At 62.3% G+C, this 20,701-nt stretch carries 14 protein-coding genes and 1 tRNA gene; 8 read left to right on the forward strand and 7 right to left on the reverse strand.

The window, feature by feature from the left end:
- The first annotated feature begins 182 nt into the window (after positions 1-182).
- The 5 genes from HGO38_RS05180 (at position 183) to HGO38_RS05200 (ending at position 5,864) form a co-directional block, all read left to right on the forward strand.
- On the forward strand, positions 183-1,610 hold the full coding sequence (locus HGO38_RS05180; RefSeq protein ID WP_250954846.1) for a helix-turn-helix domain-containing protein: 1,428 nt from the start codon (positions 183-185) through the stop codon (positions 1,608-1,610).
- Between the two features lie 140 nt (positions 1,611-1,750).
- Positions 1,751-2,845, forward strand: coding sequence for a polyamine ABC transporter substrate-binding protein (locus HGO38_RS05185; protein WP_250954847.1), 1,095 nt, complete (start codon positions 1,751-1,753; stop codon positions 2,843-2,845).
- Positions 2,846-2,966: 121 nt separating this feature from the next.
- Entirely contained in the window at positions 2,967-4,121 is a 1,155-nt protein-coding gene (locus tag HGO38_RS05190; protein ID WP_250954848.1) for an ABC transporter ATP-binding protein, read from the forward strand.
- A gap of 12 nt (positions 4,122-4,133) precedes the next feature.
- Positions 4,134-5,039: an ABC transporter permease subunit gene (locus tag HGO38_RS05195; protein WP_250954849.1), complete on the forward strand. Its 906-nt coding sequence runs from the start codon at positions 4,134-4,136 to the stop codon at positions 5,037-5,039.
- A 9-nt stretch (positions 5,040-5,048) separates the two neighbouring features.
- Positions 5,049-5,864 carry an ABC transporter permease gene (locus tag HGO38_RS05200; RefSeq protein ID WP_250954850.1) on the forward strand — a complete coding sequence of 272 codons (816 nt, stop codon included), beginning with the start codon at positions 5,049-5,051 and terminating at the stop codon, positions 5,862-5,864.
- A 7-nt stretch (positions 5,865-5,871) separates the two neighbouring features.
- Here HGO38_RS05200 and HGO38_RS05205 read toward each other — a convergent pair whose 3' ends face one another.
- Together HGO38_RS05205 and HGO38_RS05210 are read right to left on the reverse strand one after the other, a co-directional pair.
- Positions 5,872-6,117, reverse strand: a complete 246-nt coding sequence (locus tag HGO38_RS05205) for a DUF6460 domain-containing protein (RefSeq protein ID WP_250954851.1) — start codon at positions 6,115-6,117, stop codon at positions 5,872-5,874.
- A 64-nt stretch (positions 6,118-6,181) separates the two neighbouring features.
- Positions 6,182-8,065, reverse strand: coding sequence for an AsmA family protein (locus HGO38_RS05210; RefSeq protein ID WP_502941498.1), 1,884 nt, complete (start codon positions 8,063-8,065; stop codon positions 6,182-6,184).
- A 162-nt stretch (positions 8,066-8,227) separates the two neighbouring features.
- Here HGO38_RS05210 and HGO38_RS05215 point away from each other — a divergent pair, with 162 nt between their 5' ends.
- A complete protein-coding gene (locus HGO38_RS05215) occupies positions 8,228-10,180 on the forward strand; it encodes an acetoacetate--CoA ligase (RefSeq protein WP_250954852.1) in 1,953 nt (650 codons plus the stop codon).
- 242 nt (positions 10,181-10,422) lie between these two features.
- Here the strand turns inward: HGO38_RS05215 and HGO38_RS05220 are convergent, their stop codons facing one another.
- Together HGO38_RS05220 and HGO38_RS05225 are read right to left on the reverse strand one after the other, a co-directional pair.
- The gene (locus HGO38_RS05220; RefSeq protein ID WP_250954997.1) at positions 10,423-11,997 is read right to left on the reverse strand and encodes an ABC transporter permease; all 1,575 of its coding nucleotides are present in this window, start codon (positions 11,995-11,997) and stop codon (positions 10,423-10,425) included.
- Positions 11,998-12,225: 228 nt separating this feature from the next.
- Positions 12,226-16,239 carry a PAS domain-containing sensor histidine kinase gene (locus tag HGO38_RS05225; protein WP_250954853.1) on the reverse strand — a complete coding sequence of 1,338 codons (4,014 nt, stop codon included), beginning with the start codon at positions 16,237-16,239 and terminating at the stop codon, positions 12,226-12,228.
- A gap of 244 nt (positions 16,240-16,483) precedes the next feature.
- Between HGO38_RS05225 and HGO38_RS05230 the strand changes: the two genes are divergently transcribed.
- Positions 16,484-16,933, forward strand: a complete 450-nt coding sequence (locus tag HGO38_RS05230) for a phasin (RefSeq protein WP_250954854.1) — start codon at positions 16,484-16,486, stop codon at positions 16,931-16,933.
- Positions 16,934-17,069: 136 nt separating this feature from the next.
- Positions 17,070-17,146, forward strand: a tRNA-His gene (locus tag HGO38_RS05235).
- Between the two features lie 133 nt (positions 17,147-17,279).
- On the opposite strand, the gene HGO38_RS05240 is transcribed toward HGO38_RS05235, so the two are convergent.
- The 3 genes from HGO38_RS05240 to HGO38_RS05250 all read right to left on the reverse strand — a co-directional run bounded on the left by HGO38_RS05240 (position 17,280) and on the right by HGO38_RS05250 (position 20,606).
- Positions 17,280-18,083 carry a hypothetical protein gene (locus tag HGO38_RS05240; protein ID WP_250954855.1) on the reverse strand — a complete coding sequence of 268 codons (804 nt, stop codon included), beginning with the start codon at positions 18,081-18,083 and terminating at the stop codon, positions 17,280-17,282.
- A 416-nt stretch (positions 18,084-18,499) separates the two neighbouring features.
- Positions 18,500-19,603 (reverse strand): branched-chain amino acid aminotransferase, encoded by a 1,104-nt coding sequence (locus HGO38_RS05245; protein ID WP_250954856.1) that lies wholly within the window; start codon positions 19,601-19,603, stop codon positions 18,500-18,502.
- A gap of 121 nt (positions 19,604-19,724) precedes the next feature.
- Positions 19,725-20,606, reverse strand: a complete 882-nt coding sequence (locus HGO38_RS05250) for a LysR family transcriptional regulator (RefSeq protein WP_250954857.1) — start codon at positions 20,604-20,606, stop codon at positions 19,725-19,727.
- Between the last annotated feature and the right edge of the window lie 95 nt (positions 20,607-20,701).

Here is a 20,701-nt window from a genome sequence, read left to right on the forward strand (position 1 = left end):
TGCGGTCGTTTCTCCATTCTTGATGTGACGATATTTACAGTGCGCTGCGAAAAACCGCCAGAAGAAACAGAATATTCATCCTTTGAAAGAGGTTATCCTGTCTTGTGCTTTACAACGGAGCGCTGTAAAATTGTAAAGAATGTAAATCCCGAATATGGGACAGTTTTGTAAAAGGGTGTCACATGGCCGAGAACAAGATCTTCGCTGGCCCGCGCGTGCGGCGCATCCGCAATGGCCTGGGGCTGACCCAGACGGCCATGGCCGAGGCGCTGGATATCTCGCCGTCCTATCTGAACCTGATCGAGCGCAACCAGCGACCGTTGACGGTGCAGCTGCTTTTGAAGCTCTCCGCCGTCTACAAGGTCGATCTCGACGAGTTGCAGGGCGAGGCGGGCGGCAGTGCCGGGCAGTTGCGCGAAGTCTTTGCCGATCCGCTTCTCGCGGGCGAGGTGCCGGGCGATCAGGAATTGTTCGAGGTGGCGGAGGCAGCACCCAATGCGGCCAACGGCATCATCAAGCTGTACCGGGCCTACCGCGAACAGGCCGCCCGGCTCTCCGATCTTGCCGAACTGCTGGCCCGCGAGGGCCATGAGACCTCGCTGTCGGGCACCCGCCTGCCGATCGACGAGGTGCGCGAGAAGCTGGAGCGCCGGCCGAATTTTTACGCACGGATCGAGGATGCGGCGGAAGCCTTTCACGCCGGCTTGGGACTGTCGGCCGGCGACGATCTGGCGGTGGCGCTGAAATCCTGGCTGCGCAGCCAGCACGGCATCGTCGTGCGCGCCCTGCCGATCCATGCCATGCCCCATCTGCGGCGGCGTTACGACCGCCACTCGATGCGGCTGTTCCTGTCCGAGCGGCTGACGCAATTCGATCAGTTGCGGGAAGTGGCCATGGAGGCGAGCCTTCTGGCGCTCGCCGATGAGATCCTCGCCGAGCTGGAGGCGCTTGGCCTTTCCACCGGCGAGGCCAAGCGCCTTGGCCGTTTCGAGCTGGCGCGGTATGCCGCCCATGCGCTGATGATGCCCTACGGCGCCTATCTCGCCGCCGCCCAGCGGGCGCGCTACGACATCGACATCCTGCGCTCGCGCTTCAACGTCTCCTATGAGCAGGCCGCCAACCGGCTGACCATGCTGCAGCGGCCGGGCGCGCAAGGGGTTCCCTTCTTCATGCTGGAGATCGACCATGCCGGCAACCGCTTCCGCAAGGCGGGCGCGCAAGGGTTTCCGCAGGCGAGATTCGGCGGAGGCTGTCCCAAGCTCAATGTTCACGCCGCCTTTTCCCAGGCCGGCCAGGTGCTGGTCGATAGCGTCGAGATGCCGGATGGGGCGGGTTTCTTGACGGTGTCGCGCACGCTGGATGGTCCGCAGGCCGGCTTCAACGAGCGGGTACGGCGCACGGCCCTGTTGATCGGTTGCGATATCGGTTTTCGCGATGAGGTTGTCTATGGCCAGGCGGTGACCGCTGCCGGCCTGCCGCCCGTCGGCATCGGCACGATCTGTCGGCTGTGCGAGCGGCAGGGCTGCCTGGCGCGGGCCGAGCCGCCGGTGACGCGTCCGCTGGGGCTCGACGAAATGGTCACGGGGCTTTCCGCCTTCGATTTCCAGTAAGGCTCCTGCATCGTGCCGACCCTGTCGGAACAGACGGTATTTTCTCCTTGTCGCGCCCGCGTTTCCTTTCTAGTCTGAGAAAAAACAAAGGGAATAGTGAGCGGGCGCCAACGTCTTTCACCTTAAGAACAGGAGATAATATGAAGTCCGATATGATCCGTTTGACCTCTGTCGCGTTGGCGGCAATTTTCATGGCATCGGCCGCCAAGGCCGATGGCGTCGTCAACGTCTACAACTGGTCCGACTATATCGACGAGTCGATCCTGGAGGATTTCACCAAGGAAACCGGCATCAAGGTCGTCTACGACGTCTTCGACAGCAACGAATTGCTGGAAACCAAGCTGCTGGCCGGCGGCTCGGGCTATGATGTCGTGGTGCCGACCGGTCCGTTCCTGGCGCGCCAGATCCAGGCCGGCGTGTTCCAGAAGCTCGACAAATCGAAGCTGCCGAACCTTTCCAACATGTGGCCGGATATCATGACCCGGCTGGCGAAATACGATCCGGGCAATGAATATGCCGTCAACTACATGTGGGGCACCACCGGCATCGGCTATAACGTCGCCAAGGTGAAGGCCGCTCTCGGCGATATGCCGATCGACAGCTGGGATGTGCTGTTCAAGCCGGAAAACGCCGAAAAGCTCAAAGGTTGCGGCGTCAACATTCTGGACGCCTCCGACGAAACCTTTGCCATCGCCATGAACTATATCGGCAAGGATCCCGACAGCAAGGCGACGGCCGATCTGGAAGCCGGCGGCGAGGTTTATTCCAAGATCCGCCCGTCCGTGAAGACCTTCAATTCCTCGTCCTATATCGATGATCTGGCCAATGGGGATACCTGCATCACGCTCGGCTGGTCCGGCGATATCCTGCAGGCCAAGGCCCGTGCCGAGGAAGCCAAGAACGGCGTCGAGATCAATTACGTGATCCCGAAGGAAGGCACCTATATGTGGTTCGACAACCTGGCCATCCCGGCGGATGCCAAGAATGTCACAGAGGCCCATGCCTTCATCAACTATCTGATGAAGCCGGAGGTGATCGCCAAGGCCTCGAACTATGTTCAGTATGCCAATGGCAACCTGGCATCCCAGCCGCTGCTCGACAAGGAAGTCTTCGAAAACCCGTCGGTCTATCCAACCGAGGAAACGGTCAAGAAGCTCTTCACCATCTCGCCCTATGGCCCGAAAGAACAGCGTGTTCTGAACCGGGTCTGGACGCAGATCAAAACCGGCAGCTGATCGGGGACAACAAGCGGGGCACGGGTTGCCCCGTTTTCTTTTTCGGGCGCGCTCCATCGGGGGAGGGGTTGCGTGTCTGGCACGCATGACAATCATAAATCGGGGATAAGGGTGTTGCGGCATGGCGAAGTCTTTGGGGCCGGTAAAGCGTAAATTCAGTCCGTGGACAGATCCGGCCGCCGTGCCGTTCATACGGTTTGAAAATGTCACCAAGCGTTTCGGCAATTTCACCGCCGTCGCCAATCTCACTCTGGATATTTACGAGCGAGAGTTCTTCTCGCTGCTGGGGCCGTCCGGCTGCGGCAAGACCACGCTGATGCGCATGCTGGCCGGCTTCGAGGATCCGACCGAAGGCCGTATCCTGCTGCAGGGCAAGGACATCTCCGGCGTACCGCCCTACAAGCGGCCGACCAACATGATGTTCCAGTCCTATGCGCTCTTTCCCCATATGACGGTCGCCAAGAACATCGCTTTCGGCCTTGAGCAGGACAATCTGCAGCGCGCCGAGATCGACGCCCGCGTCGAGGAAATGCTGAAGCTCGTCAAGCTCGAGGAATTCGCCAAACGCAAGCCCAACCAGCTGTCGGGCGGCCAGCGCCAGCGCGTTGCGCTCGCCCGGTCCCTGGCCAAGAAGCCGAAGGTCCTGCTGCTCGACGAACCGCTCGGCGCGCTCGACCGCAAGCTGCGCGAGGAAACCCAGTTCGAGCTGATGGACATCCAGACCAAGCTCGGCCTCACCTTCCTGATCGTCACCCATGACCAGGAAGAAGCCATGACCGTCTCCGACCGCATCGCGGTGATGGACAAGGGCGAGATCGTCCAGGTGGCGACGCCGGCCGAGATCTACGAGGCGCCGAACTGCCGTTACGTCGCGGATTTCATCGGCGACATCAATATTGTCGAGGGGCGCTTCGAGGCCGAGACGCAAGGGGGCCATCAGGGCATTGCCCTGGTCACCTGCGGCGGCTTCAAGGTCGCCGTCGATCAGGTCTGCGATGTCCCGGCCGGCACCGATGTCGCCTTCGCCATCCGGCCCGAAAAGGTGCATATCTCCACCGAAGCGCCGGCCGATACCAGCGTCAATGCCCTCTATGGCGAAGTCTGGGATATCGGCTATCTCGGCGACTTCTCGGTCTTCATCGTCAAGCTGGACGATGGCCGGATGTTCCGCGCCGCGCAGGCCAACATCTCGCGTCTCGTCGACCGGCCGATCACCTTCGGCGACATGGTCTGGCTCACCTGGCCGGCCGATGCCGGCCTTGTCCTGACACGTTGAGGGGAGGGTATCATGGCTGAAACCGCAACTCTGCCCTCCGCCAGCCGGGCCCGCTGGCTTGTCGTCATCATTCCCTATGTGTGGATGGTGCTGTTTTTCCTCGCGCCCTTCTTCATCATCGTCAAGATCTCGCTGTCCGACACCGCCATCGCCATGCCGCCTTACACGCCGGTGCTGCAGGGACTGTCGGCGATCGGCGCGTTTTTCAGCGAGTTGGACTTCGAGAACTATGTCTTCCTGACCGAAGATCCGCTCTACATGAATGCCTATATCTCGTCGCTGCGCATCGCCTCGATTTCGACGCTGCTGCTGCTTTTGATCGGCTATCCCATTGCGCTGGCCATGGCACGCGCCTCGGTCACCATCCGCCCGACCCTTCTGATGCTGGTCATCCTGCCCTTCTGGACCTCGTTCCTGATCCGCGTCTATGCCTGGATCGGCATCCTGAAGCCGGAAGGCCTGCTGACGCTCGCCTTGCAGACACTCGGCCTTTACGGGCCGGATCAGCAGGTGCAGATCTTCCGCACCGAGACCGCGGTTTTCATCGGCATCGTCTATTCCTATCTGCCCTTCATGGTGCTGCCACTCTATTCGGCCCTCGAAAAGCTCGACGGCAGCCTGCTGGAGGCAGCCAGCGATCTCGGCTGCCCGCCGTGGAAGGCCTTCTGGAGGGTCACTTTCCCCTTGTCGCTGCCCGGCGTCATTGCCGGCGCGATGATCTGCTTCATCCCGATCACCGGCGAATTTGTCATTCCCGATTTGTTGGGCGGCGCGGAAACCCTGATGATCGGCAAGACGCTGTGGACCGAGTTCTTCGGCAATCGCGACTGGCCGCTGGCCTCGGCCGTGGCCGTCCTGCTGCTGCTGATGCTCGTCGTGCCGATTGCCATCTTCCAGAACCAGCAGCAGAAAGTGTGAGGGCGCGCCATGAAACCCGGCAAATTCGACGCGACCGTTCTCACCCTCGGCTTCGCATTCCTCTACATCCCGATCATCATCCTGGTGATCTATTCGTTCAATGACTCCAAGCTGGTCACCGTCTGGGGCGGCTTCTCGCTGAAATGGTACAGCCAGATGTGGTCGAACGACGGCCTGATGAATGCCGGCTGGGTGACCCTGCGGGTCGGCCTGCTCAGTGCCTCGCTTGGCACGGTGCTCGGCACGCTGACAGCACTTGCCCTGGTGCGCTTCAACAAGTTTCCGGGACGATTGCTGTTTTCCGGCATGGTCTATGCGCCGCTGGTCATGCCGGAAGTCATCACCGGTCTGTCACTGCTGCTGCTCTTCGTGGCGATCGGGCTAGATCGCAGCCTGCTGACGGTGACCATCGCCCATACGACGTTCACCATGTGCTATGTGGCAATCGTCGTGCAGTCGCGGCTTTTGACCTTCGACCGCAGCCTGGAAGAGGCGGCCCTTGATCTCGGCTGCCCGCCGGTCAAGACCTTCTTCAAGATCACCCTGCCGCTGATCCTGCCGGCCGTCATCTCCGGCTGGATGCTGGCCTTCACCCTGTCGCTCGACGATCTGGTCATTGCCAGCTTCACCACGGGCCCCGGCGCCACCACCCTGCCGATCAAGATCTACAGCCAGGTGCGGCTTGGGGTGACGCCGGAGATCAACGCGGTCTGCTCGATCCTCATCGCCATCGTCACGGTCGGCGTGATCATTGCCTCGATCACCACCAAGCGGCACGAATTGCAGCGCCAGCGCGACGAGCACTTTGCCGCTGCCGCTCCTTGAGGTCGGCTCAAAGATCCCGCGGCGGCGACAGGATATAGGTGAGCAGCCATATAGGCACGACCACCAGCGCACCGAGCACCACCCGCGGCAGCGACCAGTCGACGGCGCGCTGCAGGCCGGCCCAGAAGTCTGCCTGGGTCGCGCCGAAGAAGGCGAGGATATTGTCGGCGGTGAACCCGAAAAAGGTGAGGGCGGCTCCCGCCAGCAGGGACGCCAGGACGATCTTGAAAACGGCCGTGAATATCCGAAACATCGCCCGCCTCCCCTCGGTTGATTCGTCCCTTAATATATCAAATCACTGATGGAGAGACCCGGAATTACTGGCCACTCGCCGCAGGCAGGGTGATCGGCGAAATCACCGGGTCCGGCCACGATCCGCCGACGAAGAAACGCAGCGGCGGCGGTGCCGGAAACCCCGCAACAGGCTCGGCCGCAAGCTCGGCTGAAAGCGCCAAGCCGTTGGAGCTGAAGGGGATGACGCCGGTCATACCAAGCGTCTCGGCCGTGTTGCTGAGTTGTGCCTTGTCGATCTCCGCAGATCCGTCGGAAAACCGGGCGGAAAGCTCCAGCCGGTCGAAGGGAATTTGACCATCTGCGGCTTCGCTGAGCCGGAAAAACGACCTTTGCCCTGCCAAAAGACGGATTTTTTCGGTATCGGCACCGTTCAGGGTTCCGGGGCCGGCCGTGAAACTGAGGCGACCCTTGATGTCCTCAGGGCCGGTTTCCCAGATGGGCCGCTCGGTCCGAAGCTCGAGGTCCAAAGAACCGGGACCTTGCGGCAAGGGCCCTTCCAGGGCAAGCCGTTGGCCTAGGTCGCCAAGATTGGCGTCCGTTATCGAGAGTTCCAGATGGGCGCCATTGTCAAAACCGCTGCTGGTGCCTTCCAGGTGACCGGTCAGCCGCCCTTCCTCGAACAGGCTGTCGGCGATGTCGAAGGTCATCGAGTTTCCCGTCGCCAGGATACTGGCTGCCATACCCTCAAGCATGAAGGGCGCAAGTCTCGCCTGATCGGCCGAAAGGGTCAGGTCCAGTTCCAGCCAGTCCAGCAAACCGGACCTCTTGACCGCGTCCCGGTTGGACAAATCAGGCAGGTCGAGCGAGAAGGCGCCGAGCAGCCCGCGGATATCCAGTGTCTCCAGCGCCAGGGTCCCGCTGACCTTGGGCTTGGCCGATTGCGACGGGGACAGCACCATGATGCCGGAGGCGCGTGTATCATTGGCCTGGAATTCCAGGTCTTCAAGGCGCAGGTTGTCGCCGCTTGTCGTCAGGCGGGATGTCACCGACGCCGTTTTCAGCACTTCCGTGCCCGGCAATGTCACGCCAAGCCAGGTGAGCAGCGCCGGCATGTCGGGTGTCGAGGCATTGATCGCCCCGGTGAGGAAATAGCTGGGCTGCAGGCTGGCTATTCCGTCGAAGCTGGCATTGAGAGCCAGTGAGTGAAAGTCAAATTGCCCCTGGCCGTTCCGACCGCCCAGCAACAGCAGCGGCTGGGTCGAGGAAAAATCGATCCGTGCATCCCGGCCGGCAAGGCGCAGATCCGCCGATCCTTTCAACGCGCCGGACAGGCGCGGCCAGCCGACCCGGGCTGAAATTCCGTCAACCGTGAAGTTGCGGCCGGTCGCGTGGTCGCGCAGTTCCACCACGCCGTCCTCGATCATCACCAATCCGATGCCGGTATCGAGGGTCGCGTCGAGCAACTGTCTGTCGTCGCCAAGCGGTTGCGCATCCCGCACGGCAGCGCTTAAAAGGCCTTCGCTTGCCCAGTCGATATGCCCCTTCGCATTGCGATCGATGAACACCCGTGGCCGGATCAAATGGAAATCGCTGAAGACCGGCCGGCCCTTGATCGCATCGATAATGCCGAATCCGGCCGACAGCAGATCGATCCGGCCGAGCACCACGGCGCCGTCCGGCGTCGATTTGGCGACCGTCACGAAGGGCAGCGAAATCCTCGGCTCCGGCCAGAATTGCAGTTGCGGTGTGCCGGCGATCGTCACGTCATGACCGGTCCACTGCGCCACCGCGTCTTCCATCGCGCTGCGCACCAGACTGCTGGAGATCAGATAGGGGGCCGCCGCCCGCGAAGCGACGAAGATCGACAGGGCGACCAGCACCACTATGCCGACGCCGCGCAAGATGCAACCCATCAGGCGGTTGCGGCGCGGATCGGGCCGCAGAAGCTTTTTCCACATGGCGCTCACGGTTCGTCTTCAACCTGCATGCCGGATCGGATCGTCCGGCCTCTGTTCCGGTCGGATATAGGAAATGGGCCCGGCTTGCAAATCTGTGTGACAGGGGTTCCGGCCGGACTTTATATTGCGTTGCGAAGTGCTATACAGGCCGGGGAAAAAGTGGAGGAAGGAATGACGAACGAATTGCCGCTCTGGGTGCCGTCGGAGGCGTATCGCAACGCGACGCCGATGCATGATTTCATGACGGTCTGCAGCGCCCGTGCCGGAAAAGACTTCGCCGACTACGATGCGTTCCACGCCTGGTCGGTCGAGGATCGCCCGGCATTCTGGTCCGCCGTCTGGGATTATTGCGGGGTGCGCGGCGAGAAGGGCACCAAATTTCTCGAGAATGGCGATGACATGTTGGCGGCGCGGTTCTTTCCCGATGCCCGGCTGAACTTTGCCGAAAACCTGCTGAAACACACTGGCCCCGGCGACGCCATGATCTTCCGCGGCGAGGACAAGGTGAGCGATCGCTGGTCCTGGGATCGCCTGTCGGCCATGGTCTCCCGCCTGCAGCAGGCCTATCGCGCACTTGGCATCGGGCAAGGCGACCGCATTGCCGCGATGATGCCGAACATGCCGGAAACGGTGGCGGCCATGCTGGCGGCCAGCGCCATCGGCGCCATCTGGTCCTCCTGCTCGCCCGATTTTGGCGACCAGGGCGTGCTCGACCGCTTCGGCCAGATCGGTCCGAAACTGTTCATCTGCTGCGACGGCTATTGGTACAACGGCAAGAAGCAGGAGGTGGCCGACAAGGTCCAGACTGTGGCCGTCAAGCTCGGCGTGCCGGTTCTGGTCATTCCCTATGCGGGAGACGCCGAAGCGCTGGCAAAGACCCTGCCGGACGGCAAGACGCTGGAAGCCTTCGTCGCGCCTTTCGCTGCGAAAGCCGTGGAGTATGTGCAGCTCCCCTTCTCCCATCCGCTTTACATTCTGTTTTCGTCGGGCACGACAGGCGTGCCGAAATGCATCGTCCATTCGGCCGGCGGCACGCTGCTGCAGCATCTGAAGGAGCAGCGCTTCCACTGCGGTCTGGTCGAGGGCGACAAGCTGTTTTACTTCACCACGTGCGGCTGGATGATGTGGAACTGGCTGGTCTCGGGGCTTGCCAGCGGCGCCACGCTCTGCCTCTACGATGGCTCGCCCTTCTATCCCGACGGCAATGTGCTGTTCGACTATGCGGCCGACGAGAAATTCGCGGTGTTCGGCACATCGGCCAAATATATCGACGCGGTGCGCAAGGGCGGCCTGACGCCAAAGACCACCCACGACCTCTCAAGCCTGCGCCTGATGACCTCGACCGGTTCGCCGCTGTCGCCGGAGGGCTTTTCCTTCGTCTACCAGGGCATCAAATCGGACGTGCATCTCGCCTCGATTTCCGGCGGCACGGATATCGTCTCGTGCTTCGTGCTGGGCAATCCGCTGAAACCGGTCTGGCGCGGCGAGATCCAGGGGCCGGGCCTCGGCCTTGCCATGGATGTCTGGAACGATGAGGGCCAACCCGTGCGCGGCGAAAAGGGCGAGCTGGTCTGCACCAGTGCGTTTCCGTCCATGCCGGTGATGTTCTGGAACGATCCCGACGGCAAGAAATACCGCGCCGCCTATTTCGAGCGTTTCGACAATATCTGGTGCCACGGCGATTTTGCCGAATGGACCGTGCATGGCGGCCTGATCATCCATGGCCGCTCGGATGCGACGCTCAACCCCGGCGGCGTGCGCATCGGCACGGCGGAGATCTACAATCAGGTCGAGCAGATGGAAGAGGTGGCAGAAGCCCTGTGCATCGGCCAGGATTTCGATGACGACGTTCGCGTCGTGCTGTTCGTGCGGCTGGCGGCGGGCGTCACTCTTACCGACGATCTGGTCAAGGCGATCAAGACGCGGATCCGCCTCGGCTGCACGCCGCGCCATGTGCCGGCCAAGGTGATCGCCGTTGCCGACATTCCGCGCACCAAGTCCGGCAAGATCGTCGAACTGGCGGTTCGCGACGTGGTGCACGGACGGCCGGTGAAAAACAAGGAGGCGCTCGCCAATCCGGAAGCGCTCGATCTGTTTGCTGATCTGGCCGAGCTCAAGAGCTGATCAGGCGGGGGGACTGGCGGCAAACCTTGCCACTGTTAGAAAGAAGGTCGGCTGGTAACCAACTCTTAACTGGCATTTGGCAAGACTGTGCCAACTTGGAGTCATAGGATGAACCTATGGCATGGAGCCATATGGCTCCCGAACACATGAAGTTGGTCGGCTCGATCTCCAGTTGAACAGCATTCCACCTTCAGGGCAGCCTTGGCTGCCCTTTTTCTTTGATCGAATGCGAAGACGAGCGATCAGCGCCGCGCGTCGAGCGAGCGCGATACCAGGATCACGGGAATGAGCCCCGCCGCGATGATGATGATGGCGGCCACCGACGCATCCTGCACCTTGGAGCGCGAGGCATCCTCATAGACCAGCGTCGCCAGCGTGTTGAAGTTGAACGGCCGCAGCAGGATCGTCGCCGACAATTCCTTCAGGGTTTCGATGAACACCAGCAGGGCGGCGGTCAATACAGCCGGGCGCATGTTCGGCAGCAGCACGCTGCGCAACGTCTGGAAACCGCTGCGCCCCAGCGTGCGGGACGCCATGTCGAGATGCGGCGAAAGCTTCTGGAAGCCGGCATCGATCGTGCCTTCGGCCATGGTCATGAACCGCACCGTCGAAGCATAGACGATGGCAAAGCCGGTGCCGGAGAGCAGCAGGCCGGTCGAGATGCCGAGCGACGAGCGCAACCAGCCGTCGACGGCATTGTCGATGCCGGCCAGCGGGATCAGCACGCCGATGCCAAGCACGGTTCCTGGAATGCCATAACCGAGCGACGACAGCCGGCTGGCAGCGCTGGCGAGATGGGAGCGCTCGGCTCGCGCCGCATAGGCCAGCACGAAGGCGAACAGAACGGCCAGCAGGGCGGCCGACGCCGATACGGAGACGCTGTGCCAGAGGGCGCGCACCAGTCGTGGTTCGAGAAACTGGTCGAGCCGCCTGAGTGCAAATCCCGCCAGCACGATCACCGGCACGGCAAAGCCGATAATGACGGGCAGGGCGCAGAAGGCTGTTGCGCAAAGCCGCCGCCAACCGGTGAGGCGCAGGCGCAGCGCATCGCTGGCCGACGCCGTGGTCTTCTGGCTGGCGAAACGCTGACGCCGCCGCGCCGCGCGCTCGATCAGCAGCAGGCCGACCACGAAGAACAGCATGACGCAGGCGATCTGTGCCGCACCCGACAGGCTGCCGCGGTTGAGCCAGGTGTCATAGATCGAGAAGGTCAGGGTATTGACCCCCAGATATTCCACCGCGCCGATATCGTTCAGCGCTTCCATCATCACCAGGGTGAGGCCGACCATGATGGCCGGGCGGGCCATCGGGATCTGCACCCGGAAAAACACCCGAAGCGGTCCGGCGCCCAGCGTGCGTGCCACATCGGCCGCCGTGCGGCCCTGCATCAGGAACATCGAGCGGCAGGCGAGATAGACGTAAGGATAGAGCACGGCGCTCATCACCAGCACGGCGCCACCCAGCGAGCGGATCTCCGGGAACGAATATTGCCGCATGCTGGTAAAGCCGAAAACCTGGCGATAGGCGGTCTGCACCGGGCCGGTATAGTCGAAGAACTCGCCGAAGGCGTAAGCCGCCAGATAGGACGGAATGGCCAGCGGCAGCACCAGGGCGGAGGAAAAGAACCGCCGCAGCGGAAAATCGCAGGAGGCGACCAGCCAGGCCGAGATGATGCCGAAAAACGCGGTCACCGTGCCGGTCAAAAGCAGCAGCAGCAGGGTGGGGCCGGTGGCGCGCGGCACGACATTGAGGATCACATGGCGTCCGCTCTCGGTGTCGCCGGACAGGGCAATCCACAGGATCGCGAAGATCGGCATGGCCACCACGGCTGCCACAGCGATCGACGACAGCGTCAGCCAGTTCAGGCGCTTGCGGAAAACACCGCGCCTCGACCGAACGGCCATATGTCCCGTTTCCTGCAAATGTCTTGCCCCTTGATTGTCACCGCAACGACCCGGAGTGTGGTCTAGACCAAACGCCGGCGCAAGGGAACGGGACATTCCGGCACAGACCGATCCGGCACAAAGCCGGTTCGCCCTTCGTCTTCAGTCGGCAAGGACGCGGGGCGAGGGGAAGGTGACTTCGACCAGCGTCCCCTCGTTGGGCGACGAATGAATGGCGAAGGTGGCGCGATTGGCATCGACCATCGCCTTGGTGAGCGGCAGGCCGAGCCCGGTGCCTTCGCCGCGAATGCGCGGTCCGGCCGATACCTGCCGGAACGGCTTCATCGCCTGCTCCAGCTCGCTGCGCGACATGCCGACGCCGGTATCGCGGATGCGCAGGATCACGCTGCCATTGCCTTCATAGGCGGTCGAGACGATGATCTGCCCGCCCGACGGGGTAAAGCGGATGGCGTTGGCCAGGATGTTGAGCACGATCTGCTTGATCGAGCGCAGGTCGGCCACGACATTCGGCACCGATTGCGACAGCGCCGTGCGGATGATCACCCGCTGGCCATTGGCCTGCGGCTGGACGATCGACACCGCTTCCGATACCGTTTCGTTGAGGCCGACGGCGACGAAATCGAGTTCCATCTCGCCCGCCTCGATCTTCGAGATGTCGAGCAGGTCGTTGACGATGTCGAGCACATGCCGGCCGGAGCGGCCGATATCGTTGGAATATTCCACATAGCGCGGATGGCCGATCGGACCGAAGCGCTCGCCGGCCATGATGTCGGCAAAGCCGATGATGGCGTTGAGCGGCGTGCGGATCTCGTGACTGACCCGGGCGAGAAAATCGCTCTTGTGCGCGTTCGCCGTCTCGGCGGCCCGCTTGGCGTTGCGCAATTCCTCTTCGGTGCGCTTCCATTGGGTGATGTCGCGGATGACGGCGCAATAGCCGTTCGACGAAGTCAGCTGGCCGATCGTCATGAAGATCGGCAGGAAACCGCCCGACGCCTCGCGGCCGATCACTTCGCGGCCGTCGTTCAGCACGCTGGCTACGCCATGGCCGGCAAGGCCACTCAGATAATCGAGGATCGCCTTCTGGCTCTCATGGGCAAACAGCATGACGAAGGGTTTGCCGCGGGTTTCCTCGTCGTCATAGTTGAACAGCGCGCTGGCCGCCCGGTTCATCGAGCGGATATCGCCATCGGCACCGAGAATGACCACGCCGTCGGTCGCCGTCTCGAGAATGGCGCGCAGTTCTTCTGCCTCGACCTGCAGCCGCGCCAGCTGGTCGGCCTCGGCTGGCGGGCGCGGCTCGACCGGTGTGGCGACAGCCGGCATAAGCGAGGCCTCGTCGCGCACGGAGATCGGAACCAGCGCCAGAAGCAGCGCCGAGGATTGTTCCCAGCGGATCGATTGCAGCCGCGCCGAAACCGGCACCAGCTCGTCATCGGCACGCACCACAACCAGGCTGCCGGCCTGCTCCGTGGTGTCTTCGAGATCGTCGCGCTGCAGCAGTGCATCGAGCCCACCCGCCTCGTCCAGCGCCTCGATACTGTCATAGCCGGTCAGGCTCAGGAATTCGGGATTGCCGTGGATCAGCCGGTCGCCCAGATGCACCAGCAGCGGCACCGGCATCATGTCGAGGATATCGGCGGTCAGCGCAATCTCGCGCTTGGCCCGCGGCAGGGAGACCACCTCGCCCTGCGGATCGGCGAACGTCTCGCTCGCTGTTCCTCTGCCGGTCTCCGTCTGTGGTCCGCCACCGTCCTGTTCGGCGCGCTCGTCGAGCACGGCAACAGCCGTATCGCTCTCGTCGGAGCTGGCCTGCTCCGCGGCACCGCCGGCGGGAGCCGTCGTGCCGTCATTGTCGTTTCCGGCCTCGAACAGCATCTCGTCTTCATCAGGCTCGGTCGGCGGGGCCTCGGAGCCGACAGCGCTGGAGCCAAGGCCGCTCAGGCCATGGGGATCGAGCTTGCGGGCGATCTCGCGGAAGGCGGCCTGTTCGCCGGGCGTCAGCCCGTCCTTCGGCTTGAACCGGCGTTCTTCCAGCTGGATGATCTTGTCGCTGGAACGGCGGTTCGGCGTCTCGACGATCTGTAGCGCCGGCGGTTCGTAGGCCGCCACGAAATGCGCCCGTGGCGTTGGCTCGGTCTGGAACAGGTCCGGTTCATCGTCCTCGGGGGGTTCGGGATCGGCAGGAGTCTCGGATACCTCGACCGTCTCGTCGACTGCGGTTACCGCATCATCGGCGCCCTGGTCGGTCTCGACGACAGGGTCCGCATCAGCCACGGCGTCCGTATCGTCGGTGCCGATGTCCGCGTCTGCATCCTCCACCGCTGGCGGCGCTGCCTCTAAGAGGTCCACGGCTGGCCGATCAGCCGCGTCAACCGCCGTCGGGGCAGGGCTGTGCGTTTCCTCCGGCACGAAGGTCAGGCCGACGGCATTGGGATCGTCGACCACATCGGCGACGCGTACGATGCCGAAGCCGCGAAAACCGTCGAAATCCCGGTCGCGGGTATAGGTCGGCAGGGCGGCCAGATCGACCGGCACCATCAGCGCCGTACCCTCGATCGGCCAGTAGATGGTCTTGCCCGACCAGGTGTCGCGCTTCTTCAAGAGTTCGGCAATCTTGCCGTCCGGATCGAGATTGAACAGGGCGGCGAGATCGCCGAAGGCCTGGCCGTTGATGTCGGCGGCGCGAGGCCCGACCGTCTGGGCAAATTCACCCGACACTTCGCTGAACCGCCCGGCCGCATCGATCTTCCACACGAAACGGGATGCCCGCGAGCCGGGCACGAAGCGGAAGGAATTCTGGTCCAGTTCCGAAGTCGTCTCTGCCTCGACTTGAGCGGTATCGTCGGCAAGGGTCGCGGCTTCGGCTGCAGGCTGCACGACCTCGTCGGTTTCATCGCTTGCGCCGTCATCGCCGGATACCTCGTCCGCGGCGGCAACCGGCACGACGTCGGCGAGATTGTCTGCGGCGGGCCATGCCTCCACCGGATCGGTCTCGGTCTCGCCGTCCACAGCGTCCGCCTCGGTGGGCACAGCCTCGTCGACGGTCGCGTCCTCGGCCATGGCGGCCGGCATATCGTCGTTTGGCACACTATCGTCCACCGTGTCATCGGCAGGCTCTGCGCTGTGTTCGTCCGCTTCCGGCGCGTCTTCAGCCGCAACCGGCGGCTCGTCGTCCAAAAACTCTTCCGGTCCCTGCTCGATATCCTCGATCCCGCCGATCGCCTGCATCACATCACTGAAGTCCGGCGTCGTCTCCGCGGGCGCAGGCTCTGCCGCTTCAGGCTCGTCCGCAATCGTCTCGGGCGCCGTGTCGGCCTCGGCCTCAACGGCAATCATAGGGGCGTCCGGCTCCGGGGTGAAAGGCACGGCTCCAACGGGCAGCAAATCTTCCACGGGGTTCGGCTCATCCGCCACAACGGTTGCTGCCGGCGCGTCGTCGCTCTTGGCATTGTCCGGCCGCTCAAAACCCTCGGTCGGATCCATGGTGCCGAGGATCGTCTCGACGGCAAACAGCAGATGCAGGGCCGGCGCATCGCCCACCTTGCCGATCGCCGCCGGCAGATAGCCGCGCCCGGTCGGAATTGGCCGTTTCAAGATGCGCTCGGGCGTGCTGCCGACCAGGTTGACCAGCGTCTTGGCGGTATGGGCGGTCATACCCAATTGCTGGAAATGCGCCGAAGCGGCGATCACCTGACCCTCGCCATCGAGCATCGCCATATGGGTATCGGGATCGTCGAAACCGGTCAGCATCAGCTGCGCGCAGTCCTTTGGCGTCTTGGACTGGCCGGGCAGGGCGATGGAAAACAGCACCACGGGCTCGCCCGGCCGGATCTCGATCAGCTCGACATGGGCCTCAACGGGGACGCGTTGAAAGCCGGAGGCAACGCGCACCAGCAGGCTGCGGCTGTCGCCGAGCTTGGCCAGCTGATGCACGGTGGTTTCCAGCTGGCGGAAGGTGACATCCGTCGCGGTGGGTCCCTGTTCCAGGAAATCATAGATCGACGCGCTGCCGAAAAAGCCGGCGCCGGCGCCGTTTGCCCACAGCACCTGGCTGAGGTCCGCCGAAAACAGCGCCAGCGCTTCGCCACGCGCAAAGCGATCCCGCACGCGTCGGTGAACGGCAATGTCGATGAACGGGTATTGGACTGCGGGCATATCATACCTGTCGAGCCGATCGCCGGCTTTTGAACATATTAACAGTTTTTTAATAACTTCGCACGGCCTTTGGGTCCAGCTTGGCAAGCGTGAATTGACAAACAGAGTTAATACGCAAGTCGATTAGACTATGGTGCAATGCACAAATATGTTGCAATGCAACATCGGCGGTGCTATATAAGATGTATCCAATCAATGAGGAGCCTCTGGAGAGGACCCGTCACCAACCCAAGGAGTGCATGACATGGCTGCCACCAAGACCAATGACGTATTCTCGATCAATTCCTTTGACCCTGCCAAGCTCTCGGAAGGCTTCCGCGATTTCGCCGAAAAGGGCGCTGCCCAGTCGAAGGACGCCTATGCCAAGATGAAGACCGCCGCCGAGGAAGCCACCAAGACCGTAGAAACCACCATGCAGACCGCCCAGGCCGGCACGGTTGAACTCGGCCTCAAGGCCATCGACGCGCTGCGCACCAATGCCGAAATGTCCCTGTCGCACATGGAAGCGCTGCTCGGCGTCAAGTCCATCGCCGAACTGGTCGAACTGCAGACCTCCTTCATCCGCAAGCAGGCTGAAGTCACCATCGAACAGGCCAAGGCGATGCAGGAAGCGGCCAAGAAGGTCGCCGAAACCGTGACCAAGCCGGCCAAGGACGCCACCGAAAAGGCAATCTCGACCCTCAAGGTCGCCTGATCCGCCTTCCATGCCTGAAATGCCGAGGCCGGGACCCCCATGTCCCGGCCTTTTGTTTTGCCGGCGCAGAAAGTGCTTGAAAAAAGCAGCGACTGCCCGTATGTGACCCCTGCAAGCGCGGTTAGCGCCTGCATGTGCGGTTGTAGCTCAGTTGGTTAGAGCGCAGGTTTGTGGCACCTGAGGTCGGAGGTTCGAGACCCCCCAACCGTACCATTTTTTCTTCCACGATGATTGTAGCTTGACGCGCGAATCCAGAATGTTGACACGAGAAATCGAAATTTTGTAAATTGCCGAGACGCTGTAACAACTGTCTTGAAGAACCTTCGCAGGTCGTTTGAAAATTGCTTTATTCTTCGAGCTTCTTGCAGAGCTGCTGCATGAAGGCCCGCGTATTCTCAAAGATCGTGAAGGATCGCTCACCGTCGTATTTCTCAAAACCATGCATAGCGTGGTTTCGCCATGCATTTTTGACAAATCGAAGATGTATTGCGGCTTCGGCTGCCCACTGCTCTTCATCCGCCCCATGTACCCTTTTTCTAATGTCACGGCTGGCCGCTTCGATTTGATTCAGGCGAGTATTCCAGTTAGCCGTTTCCTCAATGCTGTAGTGGCGCCCGAGCATCGTTAATCCCAGTTCCAGAACTCGCATTGAATGCATTACGCTGGCGGTCCACCGGCTGAGCGCGAGGCACTTCGCGGCTTCGGCAATGTCATAGGATGCAGATGGAAACGCTGCATCAACAGCTTCGCCAAACGGGAACGGCTCGGAGTAAAGCTGAGCATGCCGCGGCGAAATGGTGAACAGGGAGCAGCCTTCCAACTCGTTCATGAAGGCGAGAATTACGTGCTCAGCGTTGGTCACGATCCGGTTCAAACGGTGGCTATCGTGTCCAATGGGGGTAGCAAAGAGGTCTGAACACTCCTCTGCGGCTCTTTTCGCCGCGATGGCTACACCACGCATTTCCAGAGTATCCGCAGCGACGTTGACCACATGCAGGCTTTTGATGAATTTAGCGCGAACATCTAGCGAGTGGTTCAGCCCCGCAATCGTGTTGCTCTTCTGAAGAAGCTGGATCTGCACACGCCATTCGGCAACACAGCCGGTGAGGAACGTCAGAGCAGACAGCGTTTTGCTGTCGAAATCTATCATGAGGGCAGAAGTCCAGAGCTTAGAGGAGACGCATCTTTAGCACTCTTGTTTATCGATTCGATAGATTGGTGTCTGTGACGGATCTAGACACCAATCTAATACCCTGTGTTAAGGGCGTTCGTGCGCCTTACACTGGGCTTTTGCGGGCACCCTTTAAGTCTCGGTTGGTGATCTCGACACGCATCAGCCAGCCGCCGCCGTCGAAGACCCATTCAGGCTTGATGCCCAGCGCGCAGCCTGTGGATGCTCGGGTCAAGCCCGAGCATGACGGCGGGGAGGGTGGTGCCTGCCTATAGCCGGCGCTTTCGCCTTCAGCGGCGCCTCCGCCTACAGCCTCCCACCGCCACCGCCGCAAACAAAAAACCCCGCCATGCAACCATGACGGGGCTCCCCTCAGTCCAGTCCCGCCGAGCCGTCTACCCCAGCGCTACCGTCTTCACCCAGCCATGGGCGTCCGGGGCCTGGCCGCGCTGGATGCTGGTCAGCTGGGTGCGCAGCGTTTCGGTCTGAATGCCGGTGCCGGCATTGCCGATGACGAATTCGCCGCCGGCATGGCGCACCGTGCCGATGGCAGCGATCACGGCGGCGGTGCCGCAGGCAAAGGCCTCGCGCAGTTTTCCGCTCTGGGCGTCCGCCTTCCACTCGTCGAAGGAATAGGGTCGCTCGACGACGTTGAGGCCGTTTTCGCTAGCCAGTTTGATGATCGAGGCGCGGGTGATGCCGGGCAGGATGGTGCCTGACAGCGGCGGCGTTACCACCGTGCCGTCATCCATCACGAAGAACACGTTCATGCCGCCGAGTTCCTCGACCCAGCGGTGTTCGGCCGCATCGAGAAACACCACCTGGTCGCAGCCGCGCCTGGTGGCTTCGGCCTGGGCCAGCAGGCTGCCGGCATAGTTGCCGCCGCATTTGGCAGCGCCCGTACCGCCGGGGCCAGCGCGGGTGAAATCCTCCGAGACCCACAGGGTCACCGGCTTGCCGCCGCCCTTGAAATAGGGGCCGACCGGCGAGGCGATGACGCAGAAAATATATTGCCGCGACGGCCGCACGCCGAGAAAGGTCTCGCTGGCAAACATGAAGGGCCGCAGATAGAGGCTGCCCTCGCCCTCCGGCACCCATTTGGCGTCGATCTTCACCAGTTCCTCGACAGCCCGCAGGAACAGCGCCTCGGGGATTTCGGGCATCGCCATGCGCTCGGCGGATCTGGCAAAACGACGGGCGTTTTCCTCCGGCCGGAACAAAAGGATGCGGTCGTCGGGAGCGCGATAGGCCTTCATGCCCTCGAAGATTTCCTGGGCATAGTGCAGGACGCTCGCCGCCGGGTCGATCGAAAACGGTCCACGCGCCTTGATCTCGGCGGAGTGCCAGCCCTTGTCGGCATCCCACAGGATCACCGCCATATGGTCGGTAAACAGCGTGCCGAAGCCGAGGTTTTCAAAGGCCTTGAGGCGGGCGTCCTCGGCCATCGGCTGAAGGTTCGGCGCGATCGTGAAGTCGGGCAGTGCGGTCTCTGTGGTCATCGGGTGCCTGTTGCTCAAAAAATCCAACGATGGTGCTGGTGATACTGGGCTGCGCCGAGTATCGCCGAAGGTTTTGGTTTGCGCGGTTCGGGGCGATTTTGTCAACTGAATCCGGCAGCCGTCAAAGAAAGATCGGCCGCTCCTCGCTCACCCGTTCCTGCAGGTAGTCGACCACGGTGCGCACCCGCACCAGTTCGCGCGCACTTTCGTGATAGGTCGTCCAATAGGCCCGGCGGATGGCGATCTCCGGCAAAACCCGCACCAGTTCGGGATATTGCCGGGCGATATAGCTGTGCAATATGCCGATGCCGGCGCCCGAGCGCACCGCCTCGGTCTGGCCGGTGGCCGAGGAAATCTCGAATGTGGCATTCCAGTTGCGCATCACCTCGGCGGTAAAATTCAGCGAGGCGGAATAGAGCAGATCCTCGACATAGCCGACCCGCCGATGGTCCTTCAGCGCCTCGACCCGCTCCGGCACACCCGCTGCGTCGAGATAGGACTGCGCCGCATAAAGCCCCAGCGTGTAGTCGGTCAGTTTGGAGGAGACCAGCCGGCCCTGCTCCGGCCGTTCGATGGTGATGGCGATATCGGCTTCGCGCTGCGACAGCGAAAAGGTGCGCGGCACCGGCACCAGCTGGATCTTCAGGTCCGGATGGCGCTGCGTCAGCCGGCCAAGCCGGGACGCCAGGAAGGCGACGCCGAAGCCGTCCGGCGCGCCGATCCGCACCGTGCCGGCCACCGCACTATCGATCCGGCCGATGCTCGACTGGGCGGCCAGCATTTCGGTTTCCATGCGCTCCGCCGCATGCAGGAAAATCTCGCCCTCCGGCGACAGCTCGCAGCCATTGGTGCGGCGGATCAAAAGCCGCGTCTGCAGCGATTCCTCCAGCGCGGTGACCCGCCGCGACAGGGTGGCATGGTTGACCCCCAGCCGTTTGGAGGCTGCCAGGATCTGCCCGGTGCGCGCCACCGCCAGAAACATCCGAACGTCGTCCCAGTTCATTGCAATCCCTGCCGTGTTGGATAGGAGGCTTCAATTTCCGCACAACGGATGTGTAATTCAGGCGATTGATTTGTGCAAATTGAAGTGCAAAGCTG

The organism is Rhizobium sp. CG5 (assembly GCF_023701945.1).
In the GTDB taxonomy this organism is placed as follows: Bacteria; Pseudomonadota; Alphaproteobacteria; order Rhizobiales; family Rhizobiaceae; genus Allorhizobium.

Bases quoted from the DNA above. Each gene is read 5' to 3' on its own strand.
- HGO38_RS05200 (WP_250954850.1), top strand. From the start codon at position 5,049: ATGAAACCCGGCAAATTCGACGCGACCGTTCTCACCCTCGGCTTCGCA.
- HGO38_RS05205 (WP_250954851.1), bottom strand. From the start codon at position 6,117: ATGTTTCGGATATTCACGGCCGTTTTCAAGATCGTCCTGGCGTCCCTG.
- HGO38_RS05245 (WP_250954856.1), bottom strand. From the start codon at position 19,603: ATGACCACAGAGACCGCACTGCCCGACTTCACGATCGCGCCGAACCTT.
- HGO38_RS05180 (WP_250954846.1), top strand. From the start codon at position 183: ATGGCCGAGAACAAGATCTTCGCTGGCCCGCGCGTGCGGCGCATCCGC.
- HGO38_RS05220 (WP_250954997.1), bottom strand. From the start codon at position 11,997: ATGCCGATCTTCGCGATCCTGTGGATTGCCCTGTCCGGCGACACCGAG.
- HGO38_RS05230 (WP_250954854.1), top strand. From the start codon at position 16,484: ATGGCTGCCACCAAGACCAATGACGTATTCTCGATCAATTCCTTTGAC.
- HGO38_RS05215 (WP_250954852.1), top strand. From the start codon at position 8,228: ATGACGAACGAATTGCCGCTCTGGGTGCCGTCGGAGGCGTATCGCAAC.
- HGO38_RS05225 (WP_250954853.1), bottom strand. From the start codon at position 16,239: ATGCCCGCAGTCCAATACCCGTTCATCGACATTGCCGTTCACCGACGC.
- HGO38_RS05250 (WP_250954857.1), bottom strand. From the start codon at position 20,606: ATGAACTGGGACGACGTTCGGATGTTTCTGGCGGTGGCGCGCACCGGG.
- HGO38_RS05240 (WP_250954855.1), bottom strand. From the start codon at position 18,083: ATGATAGATTTCGACAGCAAAACGCTGTCTGCTCTGACGTTCCTCACC.
- HGO38_RS05190 (WP_250954848.1), top strand. From the start codon at position 2,967: ATGGCGAAGTCTTTGGGGCCGGTAAAGCGTAAATTCAGTCCGTGGACA.
- HGO38_RS05195 (WP_250954849.1), top strand. From the start codon at position 4,134: ATGGCTGAAACCGCAACTCTGCCCTCCGCCAGCCGGGCCCGCTGGCTT.
- HGO38_RS05185 (WP_250954847.1), top strand. From the start codon at position 1,751: ATGAAGTCCGATATGATCCGTTTGACCTCTGTCGCGTTGGCGGCAATT.